17 protein-coding genes, 1 pseudogene and 1 riboswitch are annotated in these 19,026 nt (G+C 58.9%); of the genes and pseudogenes, 3 read left to right on the top strand and 15 right to left on the bottom strand.

Going from position 1 to position 19,026, the window contains the following annotated elements:
- Window positions 1–40: 40 nt before the first annotated feature.
- The 15 genes and pseudogenes from PHX60_RS03900 to PHX60_RS03830 form a co-directional block, all read right to left on the bottom strand.
- Window positions 41–442: pseudogene (locus PHX60_RS03900) on the bottom strand (cobalamin biosynthesis protein); the annotation flags it as partial.
- Window positions 439–1,224 carry a cobalamin biosynthesis central domain-containing protein gene (locus PHX60_RS03895; RefSeq protein WP_300074977.1) on the bottom strand — a complete coding sequence of 262 codons (786 nt, stop codon included), beginning with the start codon at window positions 1,222–1,224 and terminating at the stop codon, window positions 439–441. The gene PHX60_RS03895 and the pseudogene PHX60_RS03900, both read right to left, overlap by 4 nt.
- A complete protein-coding gene (gene cobI, locus PHX60_RS03890) occupies window positions 1,221–2,021 on the bottom strand; it encodes a precorrin-2 C(20)-methyltransferase (protein WP_300074975.1) in 801 nt (266 codons plus the stop codon). The genes PHX60_RS03895 and cobI overlap by 4 nt, the downstream gene beginning before the upstream one ends.
- Window positions 2,014–3,339, bottom strand: coding sequence for a precorrin-6y C5,15-methyltransferase (decarboxylating) subunit CbiE (cbiE, locus tag PHX60_RS03885; RefSeq protein ID WP_300074972.1), 1,326 nt, complete (start codon window positions 3,337–3,339; stop codon window positions 2,014–2,016). Before cbiE ends, cobI begins: the two co-directional genes overlap by 8 nt.
- Window positions 3,339–4,481, bottom strand: a complete 1,143-nt coding sequence (locus PHX60_RS03880; protein WP_300074970.1) for a cobalt-precorrin-5B (C(1))-methyltransferase — start codon at window positions 4,479–4,481, stop codon at window positions 3,339–3,341. The genes cbiE and PHX60_RS03880 overlap by 1 nt, the downstream gene beginning before the upstream one ends.
- A 10-nt stretch (window positions 4,482–4,491) precedes the next feature.
- Complete coding sequence (locus PHX60_RS03875) at window positions 4,492–5,181, bottom strand: precorrin-8X methylmutase (protein WP_300074967.1); 690 nt, start codon at window positions 5,179–5,181, stop codon at window positions 4,492–4,494.
- Complete coding sequence (locus PHX60_RS03870; protein ID WP_300074964.1) at window positions 5,178–6,077, bottom strand: sirohydrochlorin chelatase; 900 nt, start codon at window positions 6,075–6,077, stop codon at window positions 5,178–5,180. The genes PHX60_RS03875 and PHX60_RS03870 overlap by 4 nt, the downstream gene beginning before the upstream one ends.
- Window positions 6,074–6,865 (bottom strand): precorrin-4 C(11)-methyltransferase, encoded by a 792-nt coding sequence (gene cobM / locus PHX60_RS03865; protein WP_300074961.1) that lies wholly within the window; start codon window positions 6,863–6,865, stop codon window positions 6,074–6,076. The genes PHX60_RS03870 and cobM overlap by 4 nt, the downstream gene beginning before the upstream one ends.
- Window positions 6,862–7,755, bottom strand: coding sequence for an ABC transporter ATP-binding protein (locus tag PHX60_RS03860; protein ID WP_300074958.1), 894 nt, complete (start codon window positions 7,753–7,755; stop codon window positions 6,862–6,864). Before PHX60_RS03860 ends, cobM begins: the two co-directional genes overlap by 4 nt.
- Window positions 7,752–8,522, bottom strand: a complete 771-nt coding sequence (gene cbiQ, locus PHX60_RS03855; RefSeq protein ID WP_300074955.1) for a cobalt ECF transporter T component CbiQ — start codon at window positions 8,520–8,522, stop codon at window positions 7,752–7,754. Before cbiQ ends, PHX60_RS03860 begins: the two co-directional genes overlap by 4 nt.
- The gene (locus PHX60_RS03850; protein WP_300074952.1) at window positions 8,485–8,841 is read right to left on the bottom strand and encodes an energy-coupling factor ABC transporter substrate-binding protein; all 357 of its coding nucleotides are present in this window, start codon (window positions 8,839–8,841) and stop codon (window positions 8,485–8,487) included. Before PHX60_RS03850 ends, cbiQ begins: the two co-directional genes overlap by 38 nt.
- Window positions 8,838–9,515: an energy-coupling factor ABC transporter permease gene (locus PHX60_RS03845; RefSeq protein ID WP_300074949.1), complete on the bottom strand. Its 678-nt coding sequence runs from the start codon at window positions 9,513–9,515 to the stop codon at window positions 8,838–8,840. Before PHX60_RS03845 ends, PHX60_RS03850 begins: the two co-directional genes overlap by 4 nt.
- A 117-nt stretch (window positions 9,516–9,632) precedes the next feature.
- Window positions 9,633–9,845, bottom strand: a riboswitch (cobalamin riboswitch).
- Window positions 9,846–9,879: 34 nt separating this feature from the next.
- The gene (locus tag PHX60_RS03840) at window positions 9,880–11,076 is read right to left on the bottom strand and encodes an acyl-CoA dehydrogenase (protein WP_300074946.1); all 1,197 of its coding nucleotides are present in this window, start codon (window positions 11,074–11,076) and stop codon (window positions 9,880–9,882) included.
- A gap of 55 nt (window positions 11,077–11,131) precedes the next feature.
- Entirely contained in the window at window positions 11,132–13,363 is a 2,232-nt protein-coding gene (locus PHX60_RS03835; RefSeq protein WP_300074943.1) for a diguanylate cyclase, read from the bottom strand.
- 14 nt (window positions 13,364–13,377) lie between these two features.
- Window positions 13,378–13,566 carry a hypothetical protein gene (locus PHX60_RS03830; RefSeq protein ID WP_300074940.1) on the bottom strand — a complete coding sequence of 63 codons (189 nt, stop codon included), beginning with the start codon at window positions 13,564–13,566 and terminating at the stop codon, window positions 13,378–13,380.
- Window positions 13,567–13,644: 78 nt separating this feature from the next.
- Here PHX60_RS03830 and hypE point away from each other — a divergent pair, with 78 nt between their 5' ends.
- The 3 genes from hypE to PHX60_RS03815 all read left to right on the top strand — a co-directional run bounded on the left by hypE (window position 13,645) and on the right by PHX60_RS03815 (window position 19,009).
- Window positions 13,645–14,511 (top strand): hydrogenase expression/formation protein HypE, encoded by an 867-nt coding sequence (hypE, locus tag PHX60_RS03825; protein WP_300074937.1) that lies wholly within the window; start codon window positions 13,645–13,647, stop codon window positions 14,509–14,511.
- Window positions 14,512–14,630: 119 nt separating this feature from the next.
- Window positions 14,631–18,536, top strand: coding sequence for an FAD/FMN-binding oxidoreductase (locus tag PHX60_RS03820; RefSeq protein WP_300074934.1), 3,906 nt, complete (start codon window positions 14,631–14,633; stop codon window positions 18,534–18,536).
- The gene (locus PHX60_RS03815) at window positions 18,533–19,009 is read left to right on the top strand and encodes an HIT family protein (protein WP_300074931.1); all 477 of its coding nucleotides are present in this window, start codon (window positions 18,533–18,535) and stop codon (window positions 19,007–19,009) included. The genes PHX60_RS03820 and PHX60_RS03815 overlap by 4 nt, the downstream gene beginning before the upstream one ends.
- Window positions 19,010–19,026: the final 17 nt, after the last annotated feature.

Genomic DNA, 19,026 nt, shown 5'->3' with positions numbered 1-19,026 from the left:
TGGAGGGCAACATAGAAGGGGGCAGGCGGGCGATAGATACTGTGGCATTCTTGCCATCGGCACCGCGCCATTTGTGTTTCTCAAGCAGCAAGGCGTGGATCGGGGCAGGCTGGCCCGCCGTGCCTGCGGCCAGCAGGGCGGCGGCCTCACTGACCGAGGGCGTGCCGGTGTAGCGCAACACCGTGGCACTGGGGTTGGGCACCGGCACCGGGGCCAGCACAGCGGCGGGGTAGAAATAGACAGGGCAGCCCCATTGCTGCGCTAAAGCGTGCAGACAAGGTTCATCGGCTTTGAGGTCAATGCTGGCCAAGGCCACCACATCGCCCACTTGAGCGCCTATTTGGTGCAGCGCTTGGCTTACTGCCTCTTGCAGGGTGGCAAAAGCCGTGCCCCGGTCACAGCCTAAGCCCAACACCAGGGCCGATGCCGTGGGCTGGCTCATGGTGTGGCCTCGGTGGGAGGGCGGTACACCACCAGCCGCTCGGCCCATTGTTGCCATTGCGCCGGGGCAATAGCGGCATGGGTAATCCACAATACAGCGCGGTGGTGTTCGGGGCGTACTTGGTCAAAACGCTCTAACAGTTCGATATGGGCGGGCAGCGGCGTCGGGCGCGTCCACCAATCGCGGCGGCCTGCCTCTTGCACCACGGCAATCGGTTCGCCATTGACCACATGGGCCGAAACGCGGGTGATGTTGATTTTGGGAGCTTCGACGCGCCAGCCCAAATGGCGACCCAGAATATCCACCGGAATGGTTTTGCCCACATCCGACGCTGTGGTGAGCACGGCGGTAGCGCCCATCAGGTCAGCCACACGCTCACTCATGGCATTGGCACCGCCCACATGGCCCGACAACACCGGAATGACAAACTGGCCCGCATCATCCACCACGGTGATGCCGGGGTCTTCGTCCTTGCTTTTCAGGTGCGGCGCGATCAGGCGCACCACGGCCCCCAGCGAGACAAAAAACACGATCTGGTCGTACTCGGCAAACAAGCGCGCTATTTCATCGCGCAAAGCACCTTCGTAGCAATGCACCGGCTGGGACAGGTGGGCAAAGGCAGCGGCGAACTTGCTGGCGGTGCAAATATGGGCTTCGGGCAGCTCTTGTGCCAACTGCGCCGCCAGTGCGGTCCCATGTTTGGTAATGGCAACGATGCCAATGCGGGGCTGCGCTTTGGCGGGGGCAGACAGCACCACCTGCGTAGAAGTCTCATGGCTCATGCGGGCAACTCCGGGGAGGTTTTTTTCAGGCAACCTTTGATGCGCTCGCCGCGAATCCGGTGCGGGTTTTTTACGATCAACAATGACAAATAACTGACCTTGCTGCCGCGCAGGGCCAGTAGCTCGGTGCCAGAGAGGCGGCGCTCGTCCAATGCCCCGACGCGCTCAATAAAGTGGGCACCGGCCAATAGTTCTTTGCGCTCTAGCCAGTCCAATAGCTCGTCCAGCAGGGGTTTGATTTTCATCAGCACCAGCGTGTCAAAGTCGGGCAGTAAGCGATTCACGGACGCAATGCCATAGGCGGCAGGCACGATGGCCACGGTATCGTCTTGCTCGGCAAAAGGCTGGCCGACTTCGGCACAAGCCGCCGTGAACGAGTTGACACCCGCCACCACCTGCACCGGCACCTGCTCATCCAAGCTGCGTACCGTGCGCGCCAAATGGCCGAAGGTAGCGTAGGTGCTGGCGTCGCCCTCGACCAAAAACAACACATCCCGCCCGGCTTGCAGCCAAGGCAGCACCGTTTGCGCCGCCTTGAGCCAAGCGCGGCCCAGTTTTTCGGCATCGTGGGTCATGGGGAACAGTAGTTGTGCATGTTCAGCCGGTAGGGCCAGTTCTGCCCGCTGCACAATATCGAGCGCGTAACTGGGAGTTTTGCCGCTGCGGGCCGGATAGACCCAGATGGTGTCACGGCGTTGCAAAGCGGCCCAAGCCGCACGGGTGATGAGGCCCGGATCGCCGGGACCGAGCGAGATGCCCCACAAGGTGCCTCGGCCCGTGGTCAAAGTTTCAACCATGATGGACCTCCTGAGATGTAGCCTGTGCTTGCGCGCACACCAGCCAGACCGGGTTTTCTGCCGCCATGCGGTGCATCTGCAAAATCGGTTTGCTGCGGGCGGCCTGCAATTGCAGAACATCCCACACCACATTGGCCGCAGATTCCAGCGTGTGGATGGCGGTACCCAGGTTTTCCAGCGTGACAAAGTTCATCACCAAGCGCCCGCTGGGGCGCAGGCGGCGCAGCACCAAGGCGATGAGTTCGGCCAACTCGCCACCCGAGCCACCGATAAACACCGCGTCGGGGTCGGGCCAATGCTCTAAGCCTTGCGGGGCTTTGCCCCAGTGCAGGCTGTAGTTGCTCACGGCGAAGGCGGCATGGTTGCGCCCGGCAATGGCGTGGTCGGCCTCGTTTTTCTCGATGGCATAGACATGGCCGTGTGGGCACAGCCGCGCGGCTTCCAACCCGACCGAGCCTGACCCGGCACCGATGTCCCACACCACACTATCAGCGCGCAGTTGCAGCCGCGCCAAACTGACGGCGCGCACTTCCTGCTTGGTAATCAAGCCTTTGTCGGGTTGGCGTTGTTGGTAGGCCGCATCTTCTAGCCCAAAACGCACTGGCTCCGGCTGTAACCGGGTGCGCCACAACAGCACCACATTGAGCGGGGCAAACTGCATCTGGGCCGCATCCTCTGGCGATAACTCGGCCAACACCCGCTCGGTGGGTTGCAGCAGGTTTTCGGCCACGGCCATCTGAAATTCTTCGCCCAAGCCTTCGGCCAGCAGCAAGCGGGCGATGCGATCCGGGCTGTTGGCCGGGCTGGTGAGCAGCAGCAGGCGTTGGTGGGCGCGCAAAGCCTGCGCCAGTGCGTACAGGCCATGTGCAGGGGTGCTGCCACGCACCCATTCCCCGGCATCTTGGCTATGCACCGAGACAATGCGCGCATCCTGCCATGCCAGCCCGATGCGGGCGCAGGCTAATTGCAGGGTGGAGAGATTGGGCAAAATATCGAGGGCGTGTACACACAAATGTTGCGCCAAAAACGGTGCAATACCGTGGCAGAGGGGGTCGCCCGTGGCCAACACTACACTGCTCTGGTGGGCTTGGCGCGCGCTACGCACCCAGTCTGGCACGGCACGCAGTTGGCCGGTCAAGTCGTGCAGCACAGCGCCGGGCTTGAATTCTTGCGCCAGCAGCGCCAAGGTACGGCTGCCACCAATCACGACATCGGCTGTACGCAGGTGGGCCAGTGCCGTAGGGTTTAGGCTGGCGATACCATCATCGAGTACGCCAATCACGCGGCAGGGGTTGGGGTCTTTGTCGCGGGGTTCCATCAGGTATCCAAAGTCGAAGCGGCAGGGGCACACAGCACATCGGCCACCTTGTTGCCAGAAAAATCACACACCAGCACGCGCAACTGAAAGGCGTTGCCGTAGCGCCCAGAGGCGGTCAGGGTATTGATGGCGCTTTGCGCCAGTGCGCGGTGAAATGGCTCGCCCAAGCCGCGCTCGACCATCAGTTCAGCACCAAAACGGGCGGTTTCGGCTTGGGCAATGGCTTGGCAGTCGGCCTCGTTGGCACCCACTTGGCGGGCAATGCGGGCCACCAAATCGGTATCGACTTCGGCGCGGTTGGCGTGGGTAATGGTCTCGCCTTGGGCCATTTTGGTCAGTTTGCCCACCATCACCCCCAACACCACCAGCGGTATGCCTTGCGCCACCACTTCATCCAAGGCGTAGCGCAAAAAGTCACCCATTTGGATGAAGCAAGCCGCAGGCAAACCGGGCTGTTCGCGGCGCAGTTCGGTCATGGCAAAGCTCTCGGTGCGCCCGCCGGTGGTCAGGGCTACCATGCCGTGCCCCAGCGTGGCCGCCACCCGAACACCTTGCACCACACTGGCCCGCCATGCGGCGGTTGAGTAGGGCTTGACGATGCCCGTGGTACCCAAAATGCTGATGCCGCCCAAAATGCCTAAGCGGGCATTGGTGGTTTTTTTAGCCATTTGCTCACCACCGGGCACGCTGATGGTGACTTCCAAGCCCTGTTCGGCCAGCAGGCCGGGGGCAGCTTCGCGCAGATTGTCGAGGATGTTTTGCCGGGGCACCGGGTTGATGGCCGGGCCACCCACTTCCAACCCCAACCCCGGCATGGTCACGGTGCCGACGCCCGCGCCAGCGCAATAAACAACGCTACCGGGCTGGTTGGACAACAGGCGTACATCGACGGTCAGGTGGGCACCATCGGTGCAATCGGGGTCATCGCCCGCAAACTTGACCACCACGGCATGGGCGCTGTGCGCGTCACAGCGGCCTTCTTGCACAGCAAACCGAACACGGTGGCCATTGGGCAGCAGGCTTTCTATTTCCGTAGGCACCTCACCGCTGAGGAGGCCCACCACAGCAGCACGGGCTGCTGCCGCCGAGCAAGCTCCGGTGGTAAAGCCGGTGCGCGTACCGCGCGGGGTACTTTTTTCCATCACCAAACCCTTATGCGTGCACGGCTAGTTGCGCCTTTTGCTGCGCTTCCGCCAGCGCCAGCAGCGCGTGCAAGGCAGCCACCACCAAGGTAGAGCCACCTTTGCGGCCCCGAATCACCATCCAAGGCACCTCGTTTTGCAGCGCGATCAGGTCTTTCGACTCCGCCGCTGCCACAAACCCCACCGGCATCCCGACCACCAACGCTGGGCGCACGCCTTCTTCTTGGATCAGCCGCGCCAGTTCGATCAAGGCGGTAGGCGCATTGCCAATGCCGACGATGGCCCCTTGCAGCAAGCCTTGGCGATGGGCTTTACGCATGGCCTGCACGGCGCGGGTGGTGTTTTCCGCTTGGGCTTGGGCAATGACATCGGCATCGCTGATGAACTGGTGGGTTTTCATGCCAAAGTGGGCCAGTCGCGGTGCTGACAACCCAGAGCAAATCATCTCGACATCGGCCACCACCGGCGTGCCACCGCGCAGCATCGCTGCCACACCAGCAGCCACGGCTTGCGGGTGAAAATCCGTCAGGCCATTGAAGTCAAAATCGGCATTCGCATGAATCATGCGGCGCACAATCGGCCACTGTGCTTCGGTGTAGGCATGGGGGCCAACTTCGGCATCAATGATGGCAAAGCTGTCGTGTTCAATCACTTGCCCAGCGCGGGTGAGCTGTTCGGTCACGGTGTTGACGCTGCTCATGCCAAGGCTCCTTCCAATGTGCCATGCAGTTGCACCACGGCAGGCGCGGCATGGGTGTGTTCATGCGAATGGCCGTGGCCCATGTCGTGGGCAATTTCGCGGAAACTGCAACCATCGCAGGCCATCTTGCTTTCTGGGGTGCCTGCTTGCAAGTCGGTCACCCGTTGCTCTAGCAGGGCAAAAATTTCTGGCTCCAAGCCAAAATGGGTACCACAGACAAAACGCAGTTGCGGATACTGTTGGCGCAGGTGTTCCACTTGGCGGTGGATGCGCTGCATCAGCGTGCCGGTATACAGGTAGTAGGGCAACACCACGATTTGTTTCATGCCAATCAGTGCTTGGCGCTGCACCACGCGCTCCAAGCGCGGAAAGGTGATGCCAGTAAAGGCCAAATCCACTATTTCGTGGTCGCCCGCCTCTTGCAACCAGCGCGCCATCTTCGCCATATCGCCATTGGCGGCGCGGTCCGAAGAGCCACGCCCCAGCAGCACCACGCCGGTGGTGGTGGGGTCGGGCATATCGAGGGCGCTCATGGCTTGGCGCAGACGGCGCTTCAAAATACTCAGAATCGGGTCGCAGGCGCTCAGGTGGGGGGCGTACAAAAACTCCACCTGTGGCGCATGGGCGCGGGCGTGTTCAATCGCTTCGGGGATTTCCATTTTCACATGCCCAGCTGCATTGAGAATCAGCGGCAACACCAGCACCCGCCGCGCCCCTTGGGCGGCAGCCAGTAGGCCATCGTGCAGAGAGGGCGGTGCAAACTCAATAAAGCAGACTTCGATGCGCCAGTCGGGGCGACGCACACGCCATTGCGCGGCGAAGGCCAAAATTTCTTGGTTGCCCGATGCCTCGCGCGAGCCGTGGCCCACGAGGAGGATAGTGTCAGTGGTGTTCATGCGGTGGCCTTGCGAAAACGGTGGGTAAATGCGGGGTCGTAGAGCTTGGAGCGGGCCAGCGTTTCCCAGTCGCGCGCGCCCAAAGTGGGGCTGGCGACAATCATGGCTTGGCTGACAATGCCCGCCTCACGGCAACGCTGGCGGATGTCGGCCAGCGTGCCGCGCACGATCTTTTCTTCATTGGGCCAACTGGCTTTGTGTACTACCAGCATCGGCGCATCCTCAGGCCAGCCTGCGGCGCGCAGCCCGGCCTGCACCTTGTGCAACAGCGTGATCGACAGAAAAATGCACAGCGTGGTGCGATGGGCGGCCAGTGCGGCCAAATCCTCTCCGGGCGGCATCGGGGTGCGGCCCTCTACGCGCGTGAGAATCACGCTTTGCGTCACTTCGGGCAGGGTCATGGATTCACCCGCTGCCGCCATCGCCGCCATCGCCGACGACACGCCCGGCACCACCGCCCACTCAATGCCCGCCGCACTCAAAGGGCGGGTCATTTCGATCAACGCGCCATACAGGCCCGGATCGCCGGTTTGCAGCCGCACCACGGTGGGGTGCTGCTGTGCTTGCTCCATCAGCCATGCGGTCATTTCTTCCAAGGTCATGTCCTTGGAATCGCGAATCAGGCAACCGGGTGGGGCGTATTGGGTAGCCGCTTGGTCTACCAAGGAGCCGGCAAACAGCACCGCACCAGCTTGGGCCAGCAGGTTGCGGCCCTTCACGGTAATGAGTTCTGGGTCGCCGGGGCCAGCCCCGACAAACCAAATTTTTCCTAAAGATGAACGGCTCATGGGGCCAACTTTCCTGCAATCGGGGATGCAACAGTCAATGGGGTGGAGGTATGGCCGAGGCCAGAGGGAGGCAGTGCTGCCAGCACGTCCTCCACGCTGCGGGGGAGCGGGTGTGCTGGCAACACGCCCCGCCCAGCAAGAGCGGTGTGCAAACGCATGGCGGTGGGCAAGGGTTGGGCGGCAGCAGCCAGCGCATCGGTGTTTTGTGCCAGCGCCGTGGCCGCAAACGAGCCGACGCAGCGGCCTGCGGCCATGAGGTGGATATCGTCAGCCCAGCGGTAGGCAAAATCCATATCGTGCGAAGACAGCACCACCGTGACGCCTTGGGCATGGAGGCGATCAAGCAACGCTGCCAGTTCAGTCTGCATGGGCATATCCAGCCCGGCCATTGGCTCATCGAGCAGCAAGGCGCGGGGCTGCATCGCCAGCACCCCGGCAATACACACCCGTTTTTTCTGGCCGAAGCTGAGTTCATGCACCGGCCTATCGGCGTGGGCGGCCATGTCCACGGCCTCCAGCGCTTGCGCTACGCGCTGGCGCACCGTGGCCTCGTCCAGCCCCAAATTGAGCGGGCCAAACGACACATCCTCATAGACATGGGCCGAGAACAATTGCCGATCTGGGTTCTGAAACACCATGCCCACCTGCTGGCGCACGGCCTGCAAACCCCGCCGTCCGTAGTCGATACCGGCACCATCAAAATAAACTGCCCCAGCTACCGGACGCAACAAGCCGTTGAGGTGTTGCAGCAAGGTGGTCTTGCCGGAGCCATTCGGCCCCAAAATGGCATGGCGACCAGCACGGCGCAGGCTCATCGAACATGCTTGCAGGCCAGAGCGGCCATCAGGATATTGGTGCGCCACATCGCGTAGTTCAAACAACACGCTCATGGCAAGTACCTCCCTAACAGCAACAGCCCTAACCCAGCCAGCACGCCGATGGCAGTATCGCGGCGGGTATGGGCAAAATGGGGCGTGAGAAAGCGCAAATTGCCATCGCTACAGCGGGCATCAGCGGCCCACTGCAAACCACGCGCCCGCAGCGCCACCTGTGCCGCCAAACTGCCCACCAGCAGCCCCAGTGAGCGCATAGAGCGCCCATAGCTACTAAAACCCAGTCGGGCCGTTTGAGCGGCCAGCGTGTCGTGGCACGATTCAGAGAACACAAAAATCAGCCGATAGCACAGCACCATCAAATCAAGCAAAATTTCTGGCAGCCTGAGCTGGCGCAGCAACGCCATCAGGTGGGCCAATGGCGTCGTCAATACCAGCGTCAACAACGCCGACAGCGCTGCCACCGAACGGGCCGTCACCATCGCCACATCCGACAGCGCATGGGGCGCAAGCTGCCAAGCCAGCGTTCCCCCCGGCTCCCACGCCACCGACACCAGCAGCGAAGCCCCCGACAACAGCAAAAACCCCAGTGGCCCCGCCGCCACCCGCAGATAGCAGCGCCAAGGTACCCCGGCCCCACGCCACACCACCAGCACACCCACCAAGGCCACGCCCAGCGCAGCGCTAGGCGTTTGCGCCACATAGGCAGCACCCAACGCGGCCAAGGCAAAAATCGCCTTGGCGCGGGGGGTGACGTGGCTCCAGTGGTTGTGGTAGGCCGCTTGTTCAATCCACACGGCCAGCAGCCTGTGTAGATGGTGCATCCGTTGGTGCATTCGCTGGGGCTGGGGCTTGGCGCAGCTTCTCCCGCGTGACGGACGCCCCCAACCAGTACCCCATCACCCCAGCGCCCAAAGCGGCCTGCAAGGCAAACAGCAGCGAGGCAATCTCGCCACTGGCAGGCTCCAGCAAGGGCTTAAACCACGCTTGGTAATGCGGCGCAATGGTCTGGATTAAATTTTGTGCTTGGGCATCGGCACCGCCAAAAGCCTCAGTGCCTTGGGCAGGCGCGGCCACCCACCACAGCGGAAAGACGGTCAGCAACAACACCGCCACCGCCAGCAGCCAGTTAGACTTTTTCATGCGCGGGCCTTGGCGGGTTGGAGCAGGTGCATGTCGCGCATCTCCTCTTGGTTAAAGCGCTGCAAGGCGTTCATCACCAGCACGGTGAGCAAACCTTCACTGATGGCCAAGGGGATTTGGGTCAAGGCAAAAATCCCGCCAAACTTGGTCAAAGAACCGCTAAAGCCGCCCACCGAATCAGGAAAGGCCCAAGCCAACTGCACCGAAGTCGTCAGGTAGGTGGACAAATCCCCCAAACAAGCGGCCAAAAACACCCCTGCCACCAAGGGCAAGCCCAATGCTTTAGCCAGCCGAAACACCACATAGGCACAGAATGGCCCGACGATGCCCATCGCAAACAGATTGGCCCCCAGCGTGGTCACCCCCCCATGCGCCAACAGCAGGGCTTGGAATAACAACACCACAAAGGCAATCGGCACCATGACCCAAGGGCCAAACAGCAGCGCGCCGAGGCCCACGCCCGTAGGGTGGGAGCAACTGCCCGTGACCGAGGGCAACTTGAGCGCCGAAAGCAGAAAACTGAAAGCCGCCGCCACGCCCAGCAACATGCGCCGCTCAGGGTGCTGCTGAACATCTCGGCGCACGGCATACAGGCCATAGGCCAAGAAAGGCGCAGAGGCGATAGACCAGCCCAGCGCGTGCTCCAGTGGAAGAAAGCCTTCCATGATGTGCATTCGAATCCTCCCGTCGAATGGTTCATAAGAACACCATGCGGGAGCGAAAAAAAGCACGCAAGCACCCCGGTGGAGCCGGAGTGCGGTTGCAGGCAGTTTTCCCGTCACCCCGGGGAATGGTGCTGACATTTTTCGGGCCGGTCTTCTGGCTTACCATCATCCTCGTCCGCGCCTTCCCATGTCTTGTGACACAGTGGCATGAGCGGAGTCGTCTGGCTTACAGCAGCGGGGGCTGCGCCGGAATAGCTGCACTGTGCAGCGTCACCAGCTTCCTGTTTAGCGTGGACTTTTGCAGAACAAAAGCCACGCACCCGAAATTCGATTGTATCGTCTCTGTCAGGCGCAAAAATGCAGACGGGCGGTCTTAATTGGCAAAAGCGGCAATGCCGGTTTGGGCGCGGCCCAAAATCAGGGCGTGGATGTCGTGTGTGCCTTCGTAGGTGTTGACGACTTCCAAATTCACCAAGTGGCGCGCCACGCCAAAGGCATCGCTGATGCCGTTACCACCTAGCATATCGCGCGCCATGCGCGCTACATCCAGCGCTTTGCCGCAACTGTTGCGCTTGATGAGGGACGTAATCTCGACCACGTTTTGGCCTTCGTCTTTCAGGCGGCCTACGCGCAAGCAGGCTTGCAAGCCCAAGGCAATTTCGGTTTGCATATCGGCTAACTTTTTTTGCACCAATTGGTTGGCGGCCAAAGGGCGACCAAACTGTTGGCGCTCTAAGGTGTATTGGCGTGCGGTGTGCCAACAAAATTCTGCCGCACCCAACGCGCCCCAGGCAATGCCAAAACGGGCGCTGTTCAGGCAAGAAAATGGCCCTTTCAGGCCCTGTACTTCAGGGAAGGCATTTTCTTCGGGCACAAACACCGCATCCATGACGATTTCGCCGGTGATAGAAGTACGCAAGCCTACTTTGCCGTGGATAATGGGGGCAGATAAACCTTGCCAGCCCTTTTCTAAAATAAAGCCACGAATCGGCCCCACCGCACCGGAGGCAGAAACTTCTTTGGCCCAAACCACCAATACATCGGCCACCGGGCTGTTGGTAATCCATGTTTTGGCCCCACTGAGTTGGTAGCCACCTGTTACCTTGTGCGCGCGCGTTGCCATATTACCGGGGTCGGAGCCGTGGTCGGATTCGGTCAGGCCAAAGCAACCGATATATTCACCACTGGCCAGTTTGGGCAGGTATTTTTGCTTTTGTGCTTCGGTACCAAATTTTTCAATCGGCACCATCACCAAAGAGCTTTGTACGCTGGCCATAGAGCGGTAGCCCGAATCAATGCGCTCAATTTCGCGTGCAATCAGGCCATAGCTGACATAATTCAGGCCGGGGCCACCGTATTGCTCGGCAATGGTGGGGCCTAACAGGCCCAATTCACCCATTTCTCGAAAAATACGGGTTTCCATTTTTTCGTGGCGAAATGCCTCTAGCACACGCGGGGCCAACTTGGTTTGGCAATAATCGGCTGCTGCATTGCGTACCATGCGCTCTTCGTCGCTCAGTTGCTGGTCGATTAAAAATGGATCATCCCATTGAAAGCTATTGCGGCCCATTATTTTCTCCTCAAAAAATCAATCAAATAAACTGTTGCAAGGTGGCGCACCTATTTTAAGCCACGACACAATTTCGGCCAGAATTTTTGGCTTGGTATAAATGCTGATCGGCTAGTTTTAACAGCGATTCTATCTGCAATGGAGCCTGTGTGCTGTGGGCGCAGCCAATGGATACGGTAAAACGAAGCATCACATTTTCAGGCAAGGCCATAGAATGCGCTGCAATGCCAGCGCGCAGACGCTCTGCTACTTCTTGTGCGCTCATTGCAGAAGTGGCGGGCAACAAAATAGCAAATTCTTCGCCGCCCAAGCGCCCAGCAATATCTATATCACGCAAGCCTTTGCGACACACTTCGCCTAAATAGGCAATGACTTGGTCGCCCACGCCATGCCCATAGGTATCGTTGATAGATTTAAAATTGTCAATGTCGAGCATCAAAACGGCCAAATCATGGCCGAAACGCTTGGCGCGTGAAATTTCGATGTCGGCCAATTCGTGAAAATGTCGCCGGTTGGCCAAGCCTGTCAGGGCATCGGTGTTGGCCAGCCATTCTATTTTTTCTTGTATTTTTTTCTGTTCTGTAATGTCCGCAGAAATACCGCAAACCCCAGTCACTTTACCAGAACTATCCAACAGCGGGAATTTGGTGGTTAAAAAATGGTGCGTCCCTACCACTTCTTCATAGCGTTTGGTTTGGATGGATTCCATGACGGCTGTGTCATTGTCGCGCAACGCAGTGGCAGTCTCTTTTGGGTAAATTTCAAAATCGGTACGGCCTAGCACCTGCTCGCGCCCTAAGCCCGTAAATTGCTCAAACATACAATTGACCAACACATAATGGCCTTCTGTATCTTTTGCAAAAATTAAGGTGCCACTGTGTTCAATCAAATTTTGTAAGAAACGACGATTTTCTTGTAAATCAGAGTCGGATTTTTTTAAATCAGTAATGTCAGAAACCAAAACAAAAAATCCCTGCACCTGTCCATCCATCCAATCGGGGATATAATGTGCCCACACATACCCTGTGCTGCCATCGACTTTGATTAAGGTGCGCTCAAAACTTTGGCGTTCTCCGGCCAGCGCTGCGCGAATATAAGGCTCATTTTGCAGAAAAAGCTCTTGGCCCATTAACTCGTGGATATAAATACCCTGCATTTGCTCTTGCGTTTTGCCAAACCATTCTAAATAAGCATGGTTGGCAAAAGTGCATTGCAAGTTTTTATTCCAATAGCCTACCATGCCCGGAATGATATTGATAAGGGAGCGCATAAAATGCTCACTGCGCGCCAATGCAGCATCTGCCTGTTGCTTGAGTACGTCAGCACCCCGACGGCGCTGTTGCACATAGGCCAGCGTTAGTACAGAACTACCGACCAACAAAAGCAATAATCCTCCGGTCAACCAAAGCTGTTGGTACCAGTGTGTATAAAGCGCCTCGATATTGCGTCCGACGGCAATCACCAAGGGTTTGTCCATAGGCACATGCGGGTGGCGGATGGTGTGCAAAGCCATTAAGCGGTGTTCGCCTGTTGCGGTCGCTGTGCCTTCTAGCACCTGTGCTATTTGGCCACTTGCCATATGGCGTGAAAAAAAAGAACCGGGCTGGGCCAAATTGATACCCTCTTGGCCCGGACGGTGAGGCTCCATCACCACTTGCAGACCATCACCGTGTGCAATCGCTGCCCACATATCTTTGTGGTACAACACGGCACTTAATTGATCGCGCAGGTCTTCGGGGTCTAAACTGGCCACAATCACCCCTGAAAATTGCCCTTGGGGGCCTACCATGACACGTGTTACATTCATCGTCCAAACCCCCAACACGGTCCGAAAAGGGGCTGCCATGTAAAGAATGTTGGGGTCAGGGTGGGCGCTGGCTGTCTTAAAATAGGCCCGGTAACTAAAATTTTGCCCCAATAATTCTGGCCGGTTGGCGGCGATGCTATTGCCAGTGGCATCCAGTACCAAAATAGTGCGTAAGCTGGGCATGGCATCGGTAAAGGCACGCAGGCGATAGCTGGCTTGGGACATTCCCCCCTCTTGGCTATGCCAGTCTGGTAAATCTTTGCGAATACCTAGCAAAACTTTGTCGATGACTTCTAAATCATTACCAAGGCTTTTGTTGAGTACGCGCGCATGGGTGGCCAATCGGTCTCGTTCGCGGACATTGATATCAACATAATCTTGGTGAAAATTGAATCCTATGATTCCTATGATTAACAATAAACCACCCAGCAGCAAAATCCACTCCGAAAAATATCGGTTGCCGATAAAATATTTTTGCATAAAAATGGTTGATTTCAATCTTTATCATCACTGCCTACCACCGCTTTGACCCCCGCCGCTCCCACATCCACAGCGGTGCCTACTACCGCCACCCCGACACCCACCGCCGTGGTGGCCACCGAAACCGCTGCCCCGGCCACTGTGACCACGGCGCATCCGGTGCAAGTGCATAAAACCAACAGCCCTGACAAAATACGACGCATAAAAGAAAGTTGCCCAGACACTGAGTGCATGATGTAGCTGAAAAAAATTGCAAGCTCCATTCTGCAAGAAAAATCTCTATGAAGCCTTTTGCCTCTGCCCCCTTGGATGTTGTTCACGGCCACATTGACCTCTCGCACGGCGCTGGCGGTAGGGCGATGGCGCAATTGATTGAGCAGCTGTTTGCCCGTGCGTTGCACAATGAATTTTTAGCCCAAGGCGATGATGCGGCCCGGCTGCCTGCCTGCACGGGGCGCTTGGTCATAGCCACCGATGCCCATGTGGTCTCGCCCTTGTTCTTTCCGGGGGGCGATATTGGCTCCCTGTCGGTGCATGGCACGATTAACGATGTGGCAATGCTGGGCGCACAGCCTTTGTATTTGGCCGCCAGCTTCATCTTGGAAGAAGGGCTGCCTTTGGCCGATTTGGCGCGCGTGGTGCAGTCGATGGCCGAGGCAGCGCGCGCAGCGGGTGTGCCGATTGTCACGGGCGACACCAAAGTAGTAGAGCGCGGCAAGGTCGATGGTATTTTTATCACCACCACCGGCGTCGGGGTGTTGCGTGATGGCGTAGAGGTCTCGGGCGCTTATGCCCAAGCGGGTGATGTGGTGTTGCTCTCTGGCCCCTTGGGCGACCACGGCATGGCGATTATGTCGGTGCGCGAGGGCCTGAGCTTTGACGCACCCATCGTTTCCGATAGCGCCGCGCTGCATGGTTTGGTGTCCGATTTGCTCGATGCCGCCCCCGGCGTGCATGTGCTGCGCGACCCGACGCGCGGTGGCCTATCGGCCACGCTGAATGAAATTGCCCACCCCTTGGGGCGTGAAGCCTGCCGCATCGGCGAAGTGATTGCCGATGAGCGTTGTTTTGTACAAATGCACACGCGCATGGGTGGGCGGCGCATGGTGGATTGGCTGTCCGCCGAAGCCCTGCCGCGCATCTGTTGATGGATGCAGTTTGGCCCCGTCTTGCCCCTGACACGAACAATGGTGTCTTGCGCTTCTAAAATCCCCTTTTGCGATTTCCCGGCTTGGCTGGGTGCGCCGCCTCTTTAAGGTTTCGTTTTATGAATGCTCCGACCGCGTTGACCGCCCTGATGGCGCAGTCCCCCGAACCCGTGCGCTTGCGCGAGATTCCGTACAACTACACCAGCTTCTCTGACCGCGAAATTGTGATTCGCCTGTTGGGCGCACGCGCCTGGGAGGTGTTACAACAACTGCGCGAAGAGCGCCACACGGGCCGTTCTGCCCGGATGCTCTACGAAGTGCTGGGCGATGTCTGGGTGGTGCAGCGCAACCCTTATCTGCAAGACGATTTGCTAGACAACCCGGACCGGCGCAAACTGCTGGTGCAAGCCTTGCAGCACCGCTTGGGCGAAGTGCAAAAGCGCCGCAAGCCGCAAGACGATGCCGCGCGTGATGCGCTGGTGGGCGAACTGCTGGAGCGGGCCGGTAGCGCCATTCGCCGCTTTGATGGCGCGTTTGACCAAGTGGCCGAGTTGCGTCGCCAAACCCGGCGCACGCTAGGCCGCCTGACGGCCAAAGACAATATCAAGTTTGATGCCCTCAGCCGCGTTAGCCACGTCACCGATGCCACCGACTGGCGTGTCGAATACCCGTTTGTGGTACTCACCCCCGACACCGAGGCCGAAATGGCCGCGCTGGTCAAAGGCTGCATTGATTTGGGCATGACCATCATCCCACGCGGGGGCGGCACCGGCTACACCGGCGGCGCGATTCCTTTAACGTGGAAGAGCGTGGTCATTAACACCGAAAAGCTCGAAGCCATGACCGAGGTCGAGATGCGCAAGCTGCCCGGCATCGAGCGCGAGGTGGGCACCATCTGGACAGAAGCCGGTGTCGTAACACAGCGCGTGGCCGATGCGGCTGAACGGGCTGGTTTTGTGTTTGCGGTAGACCCGACCAGCGCCGAAGCCTCGTGCATTGGCGGCAACATCGCCATGAACGCCGGTGGCAAAAAGGCCGTGCTGTGGGGCACGGCACTGGACAACTTGGCCAGCTGGCGCATGGTTACGCCCGATGCCCAATGGTTGGAAGTGGTACGTCTGGACCACAATTTGGGCAAAATCCACGATGCCGAAGTCGCTAGCTTTGAGCTGAACTACTACGAAGCCGATGGCAAAACCTTCATCCGTACCGAGCGGCTGGACATTCCGGGCAAAACCTTCCGCAAAGAAGGGCTGGGTAAAGACGTAACCGACAAGTTCCTGAGCGGCCTGCCGGGTATCCAAAAAGAAGGCTGCGATGGCTTGATTACCAGCGCGCGCTGGGTGGTGCATCGGATGCCCGAACACACCCGCACCGTCTGCTTAGAGTTCTTTGGCAATGCCAAAGATGCCGTGCCCAGCATTGTCGAAATCAAAGACTTTATGTTTGCCGAGCAAAAACGCTCGGGCGTGCTGCTGGCCGGTTTAGAGCATTTGGATGACCGCTACCTCAAGGCCGTGGGTTACACCACCAAGAGCAAAAAGCACGGTGGCCTGCCCAAAATGGTGCTGTTTGGCGACATTGCCGGGGACAATGCCGACGATGTGGCGCGTATCACCAGCGAAGTGGTACGCATTGCCAACTCGCGCAGTGGCGAAGGTTTTATTGCCATCAGCCCCGAAGCACGTAAAAAGTTCTGGGCCGACCGCAAGCGCACTGCCGCCATCAGCCGCCATACCAACGCCTTCAAGATCAACGAAGACGTGGTGATTCCACTGCCGCGCATGGCCGAATACACCGATGGCATCGAGCGCATCAACATTGAACTGAGCTTGCGTAACAAGCTCAAGCTGGTGGACGAACTCGAAGCCTTCTTTGTGCGCGGCCACCTGCCGCTGGGCAAGCACGACGAAACCAGCGAAATCCCCGCTGCCGAGATGCTGGAAGACCGCGTGGCCCAAGCCTTGCAGGTGCTGGCCGAGGTGCGCGACCTGTGGCAAGGTTGGCTGCTGGACGTGGAAACCCTGTTCCCGCAACTGCAAGACCACCGCTTGCGCGCCAGTTGGAAAACCCAAATTCGCGCCCGCTTGCAAGACATCTTTACCGGCGTAGCCTTTTTGCCGATTTTGGCCGAATGCAATGCCATCCACCAGCGCGTACTCAAGGGCCGCGTTTGGGTCGCCTTGCACATGCACGCAGGCGATGGCAACGTGCATACCAACTTGCCTGTGAACAGCGACGACTATGAAATGCTGCAAGCGGCCCACGGTGCGGTCGAGCGCATCATGGTGCTGGCGCGTAGCTTGGATGGGGTGATTTCGGGCGAACACGGTATTGGCATCACCAAGCTGGAGTTTTTGACCGAGAAAGAACTGCAACCGTTTGCCCAATACAAGGCCAAGGTGGACCCCCAAGGGCGCTTTAACAAAGGCAAGCTATTGCGGCCGCAAGACCAACCAGCAGCAGCCCCCACCAACGGCGAAGCCCTGAGCGAGCGCGTGGCCTTCTCGGATTTGACGCACGCCTACACCCCCAGCTTTGGCCTGATGGGGCATGAGTCGCTCATCATGCAGCAAAGCGACATTGGCGCGATTGCCGATTCGGTCAAAGACTGCCTGCGCTGCGGCAAGTGCAAGCCGGTGTGCAGCACCCATGTGCCACGCGCCAACCTGCTGTATAGCCCACGCAACAAAATCCTTGCCACTTCGTTGCTGGTAGAAGCCTTTTTGTACGAAGAACAAACCCGCCGGGGCATCTCTATCCGCCACTGGCAAGAGTTTGAAGACGTGGCCGACCATTGCACCGTCTGCCACCGCTGCGAAAGCCCCTGCCCAGTCAAAATTGACTTTGGCGATGTGACCATGAACATGCGTAACTTGTTACGCAAAATGGGCAAAAAGAGCTTCCGCCCCGGCAATGCGCTGGCCATGACCATGCTCAACGCCACCAACCCTGACACCATCAAGCTATTACGCAAAGGCATGGTGGATGTGGGCTTCAAAGCCCAGCGTATGGCGGTGGACATGCTGCGGAAGGTGGGGCGCAAGCAAACCGCCAAACCCCCGGCCACTGTGGGCACGGCACCCATTAAAGAGCAGGTGATTCATTTTGTGAACAAAAAGCTGCCCGGCGGCCTGCCCAAACAGACTGCCCGTGCGCTGCTCGACATCGAAAACAAAGATTACGTGCCCATCATCCGCAACCCCAAGGTCACCACCTCGGAGACCGAGGCAGTGTTCTACTTTCCGGGTTGCGGTTCTGAGCGCCTGTTCAGTCAAGTGGGCTTAGCCACCCAAGCCATGCTCTGGCACGCCGGGGTGCAAACCGTGCTGCCGCCGGGCTACCTGTGCTGCGGCTACCCCCAGCGCGGCAGCGGCCAGTTTGACAAGGCCGAAAAGATGATCACCGACAACCGGGTGCTGTTCCACCGCGTGGCCAACACGCTCAACTATCTGGACATCAAAACCGTGGTGGTCAGTTGCGGCACTTGCTACGACCAGTTACAAAAATACGAGTTTGAACAGATATTTCCCGGCTGCCGCATCATCGACATTCATGAATATCTGTTAGAAAAGGGCATCACCCTGCAAGGCAAGGGCGCGTACCTTTACCACGAACCCTGCCACAACCCGATGAAGCTGCAAGACTCGCTCAAAACCGTGAAAGCCCTGGTGGGGCCACAGGTGCTGAAAAGCGAGCGTTGCTGTGGTGAATCGGGCACGTTGGGTGTCACGCGCCCGGATGTTTCGACCCAAGTGCGCTTTCGTAAGGAAGAGGAAATCCGCAAGGGCGAAACTGCACTGCGCGCCAGCGGTGCCGTGGGCGCGCAAGACAATGTCAAAATCCTGACCAGCTGCCCCAGCTGTCTGCAAGGTCTAACCCGTTATGGCGATGACCTGCAAAATGGCCTGCTCGAAGCCGATTACATCGTCATTGAAATGGCCCGCGAAGTGCTGGGCGAAAACTGGTTGCCCGAGTATGTGGCCAAAGCCAATCAGGGCGGTATAGAAAGAGTTTTAGTATGACTGAACGCGCCATGTCCGCCGTGCCGCCCGCGCGGCCCCCAGTGATTCAGCCCGGCTGTGCGCTGTGTAGCCAAGATGGTGGTACGGTGGTTTGGCGCAATGAGCGTTTGCGCGTGATTCGCGCCGACGAGCCGGGTTTTCCGGCCTTTTACCGGGTGGTTTGGGCCTCGCACCTGCCCGAACTGTCCGATTTGTCCACCTTTGAGCGCCTGCATTGCCTAGAGGTGGTGACGACGGTGGAGCGCACTTTGCGCCAACAGTTGCAGCCGACCAAAATCAATTTGGCGGCCTTGGGCAATATGGTGCCGCACCTGCACTGGCATGTGATTGCCCGCTTTGATTGGGACAGCCATTTCCCGGCCCCGGTGTGGGCAGCAGCGCAGCGCGAGCGCGCGCTAGAGCGGGAAGAGGCCGTGCGCGCGCGCTTGCCTGAAGTAGAGGCGGTGTTGCGGATTCAGTTGCCGTTGTGTTGACCACTACCCAATAATTT

The organism is Giesbergeria sp. (assembly GCF_028686475.1).
GTDB lineage: Bacteria > Pseudomonadota > Gammaproteobacteria > Burkholderiales > Burkholderiaceae_C > Simplicispira.
The sequence above is the reverse complement of the archived record's forward strand: the minus strand, read 5'-3'. Positions and strand labels throughout refer to the sequence as shown.

Coding starts and splice junctions, on each gene's coding strand:
- PHX60_RS03895 (WP_300074977.1), bottom strand. CDS start 1,224: ATGAGCCATGAGACTTCTACGCAGGTGGTGCTGTCTGCCCCCGCCAAA.
- cobI (WP_300074975.1), bottom strand. CDS start 2,021: ATGGTTGAAACTTTGACCACGGGCCGAGGCACCTTGTGGGGCATCTCG.
- cbiE (WP_300074972.1), bottom strand. CDS start 3,339: ATGGAACCCCGCGACAAAGACCCCAACCCCTGCCGCGTGATTGGCGTA.
- PHX60_RS03880 (WP_300074970.1), bottom strand. CDS start 4,481: ATGGAAAAAAGTACCCCGCGCGGTACGCGCACCGGCTTTACCACCGGA.
- PHX60_RS03875 (WP_300074967.1), bottom strand. CDS start 5,181: ATGAGCAGCGTCAACACCGTGACCGAACAGCTCACCCGCGCTGGGCAA.
- PHX60_RS03870 (WP_300074964.1), bottom strand. CDS start 6,077: ATGAACACCACTGACACTATCCTCCTCGTGGGCCACGGCTCGCGCGAG.
- cobM (WP_300074961.1), bottom strand. CDS start 6,865: ATGAGCCGTTCATCTTTAGGAAAAATTTGGTTTGTCGGGGCTGGCCCC.
- PHX60_RS03860 (WP_300074958.1), bottom strand. CDS start 7,755: ATGAGCGTGTTGTTTGAACTACGCGATGTGGCGCACCAATATCCTGAT.
- cbiQ (WP_300074955.1), bottom strand. CDS start 8,522: ATGCACCATCTACACAGGCTGCTGGCCGTGTGGATTGAACAAGCGGCC.
- PHX60_RS03850 (WP_300074952.1), bottom strand. CDS start 8,841: ATGAAAAAGTCTAACTGGCTGCTGGCGGTGGCGGTGTTGTTGCTGACC.
- PHX60_RS03845 (WP_300074949.1), bottom strand. CDS start 9,515: ATGCACATCATGGAAGGCTTTCTTCCACTGGAGCACGCGCTGGGCTGG.
- PHX60_RS03840 (WP_300074946.1), bottom strand. CDS start 11,076: ATGGGCCGCAATAGCTTTCAATGGGATGATCCATTTTTAATCGACCAG.
- PHX60_RS03835 (WP_300074943.1), bottom strand. CDS start 13,363: ATGCAAAAATATTTTATCGGCAACCGATATTTTTCGGAGTGGATTTTG.
- PHX60_RS03830 (WP_300074940.1), bottom strand. CDS start 13,566: ATGCGTCGTATTTTGTCAGGGCTGTTGGTTTTATGCACTTGCACCGGA.
- hypE (WP_300074937.1), top strand. CDS start 13,645: ATGAAGCCTTTTGCCTCTGCCCCCTTGGATGTTGTTCACGGCCACATT.
- PHX60_RS03820 (WP_300074934.1), top strand. CDS start 14,631: ATGAATGCTCCGACCGCGTTGACCGCCCTGATGGCGCAGTCCCCCGAA.
- PHX60_RS03815 (WP_300074931.1), top strand. CDS start 18,533: ATGACTGAACGCGCCATGTCCGCCGTGCCGCCCGCGCGGCCCCCAGTG.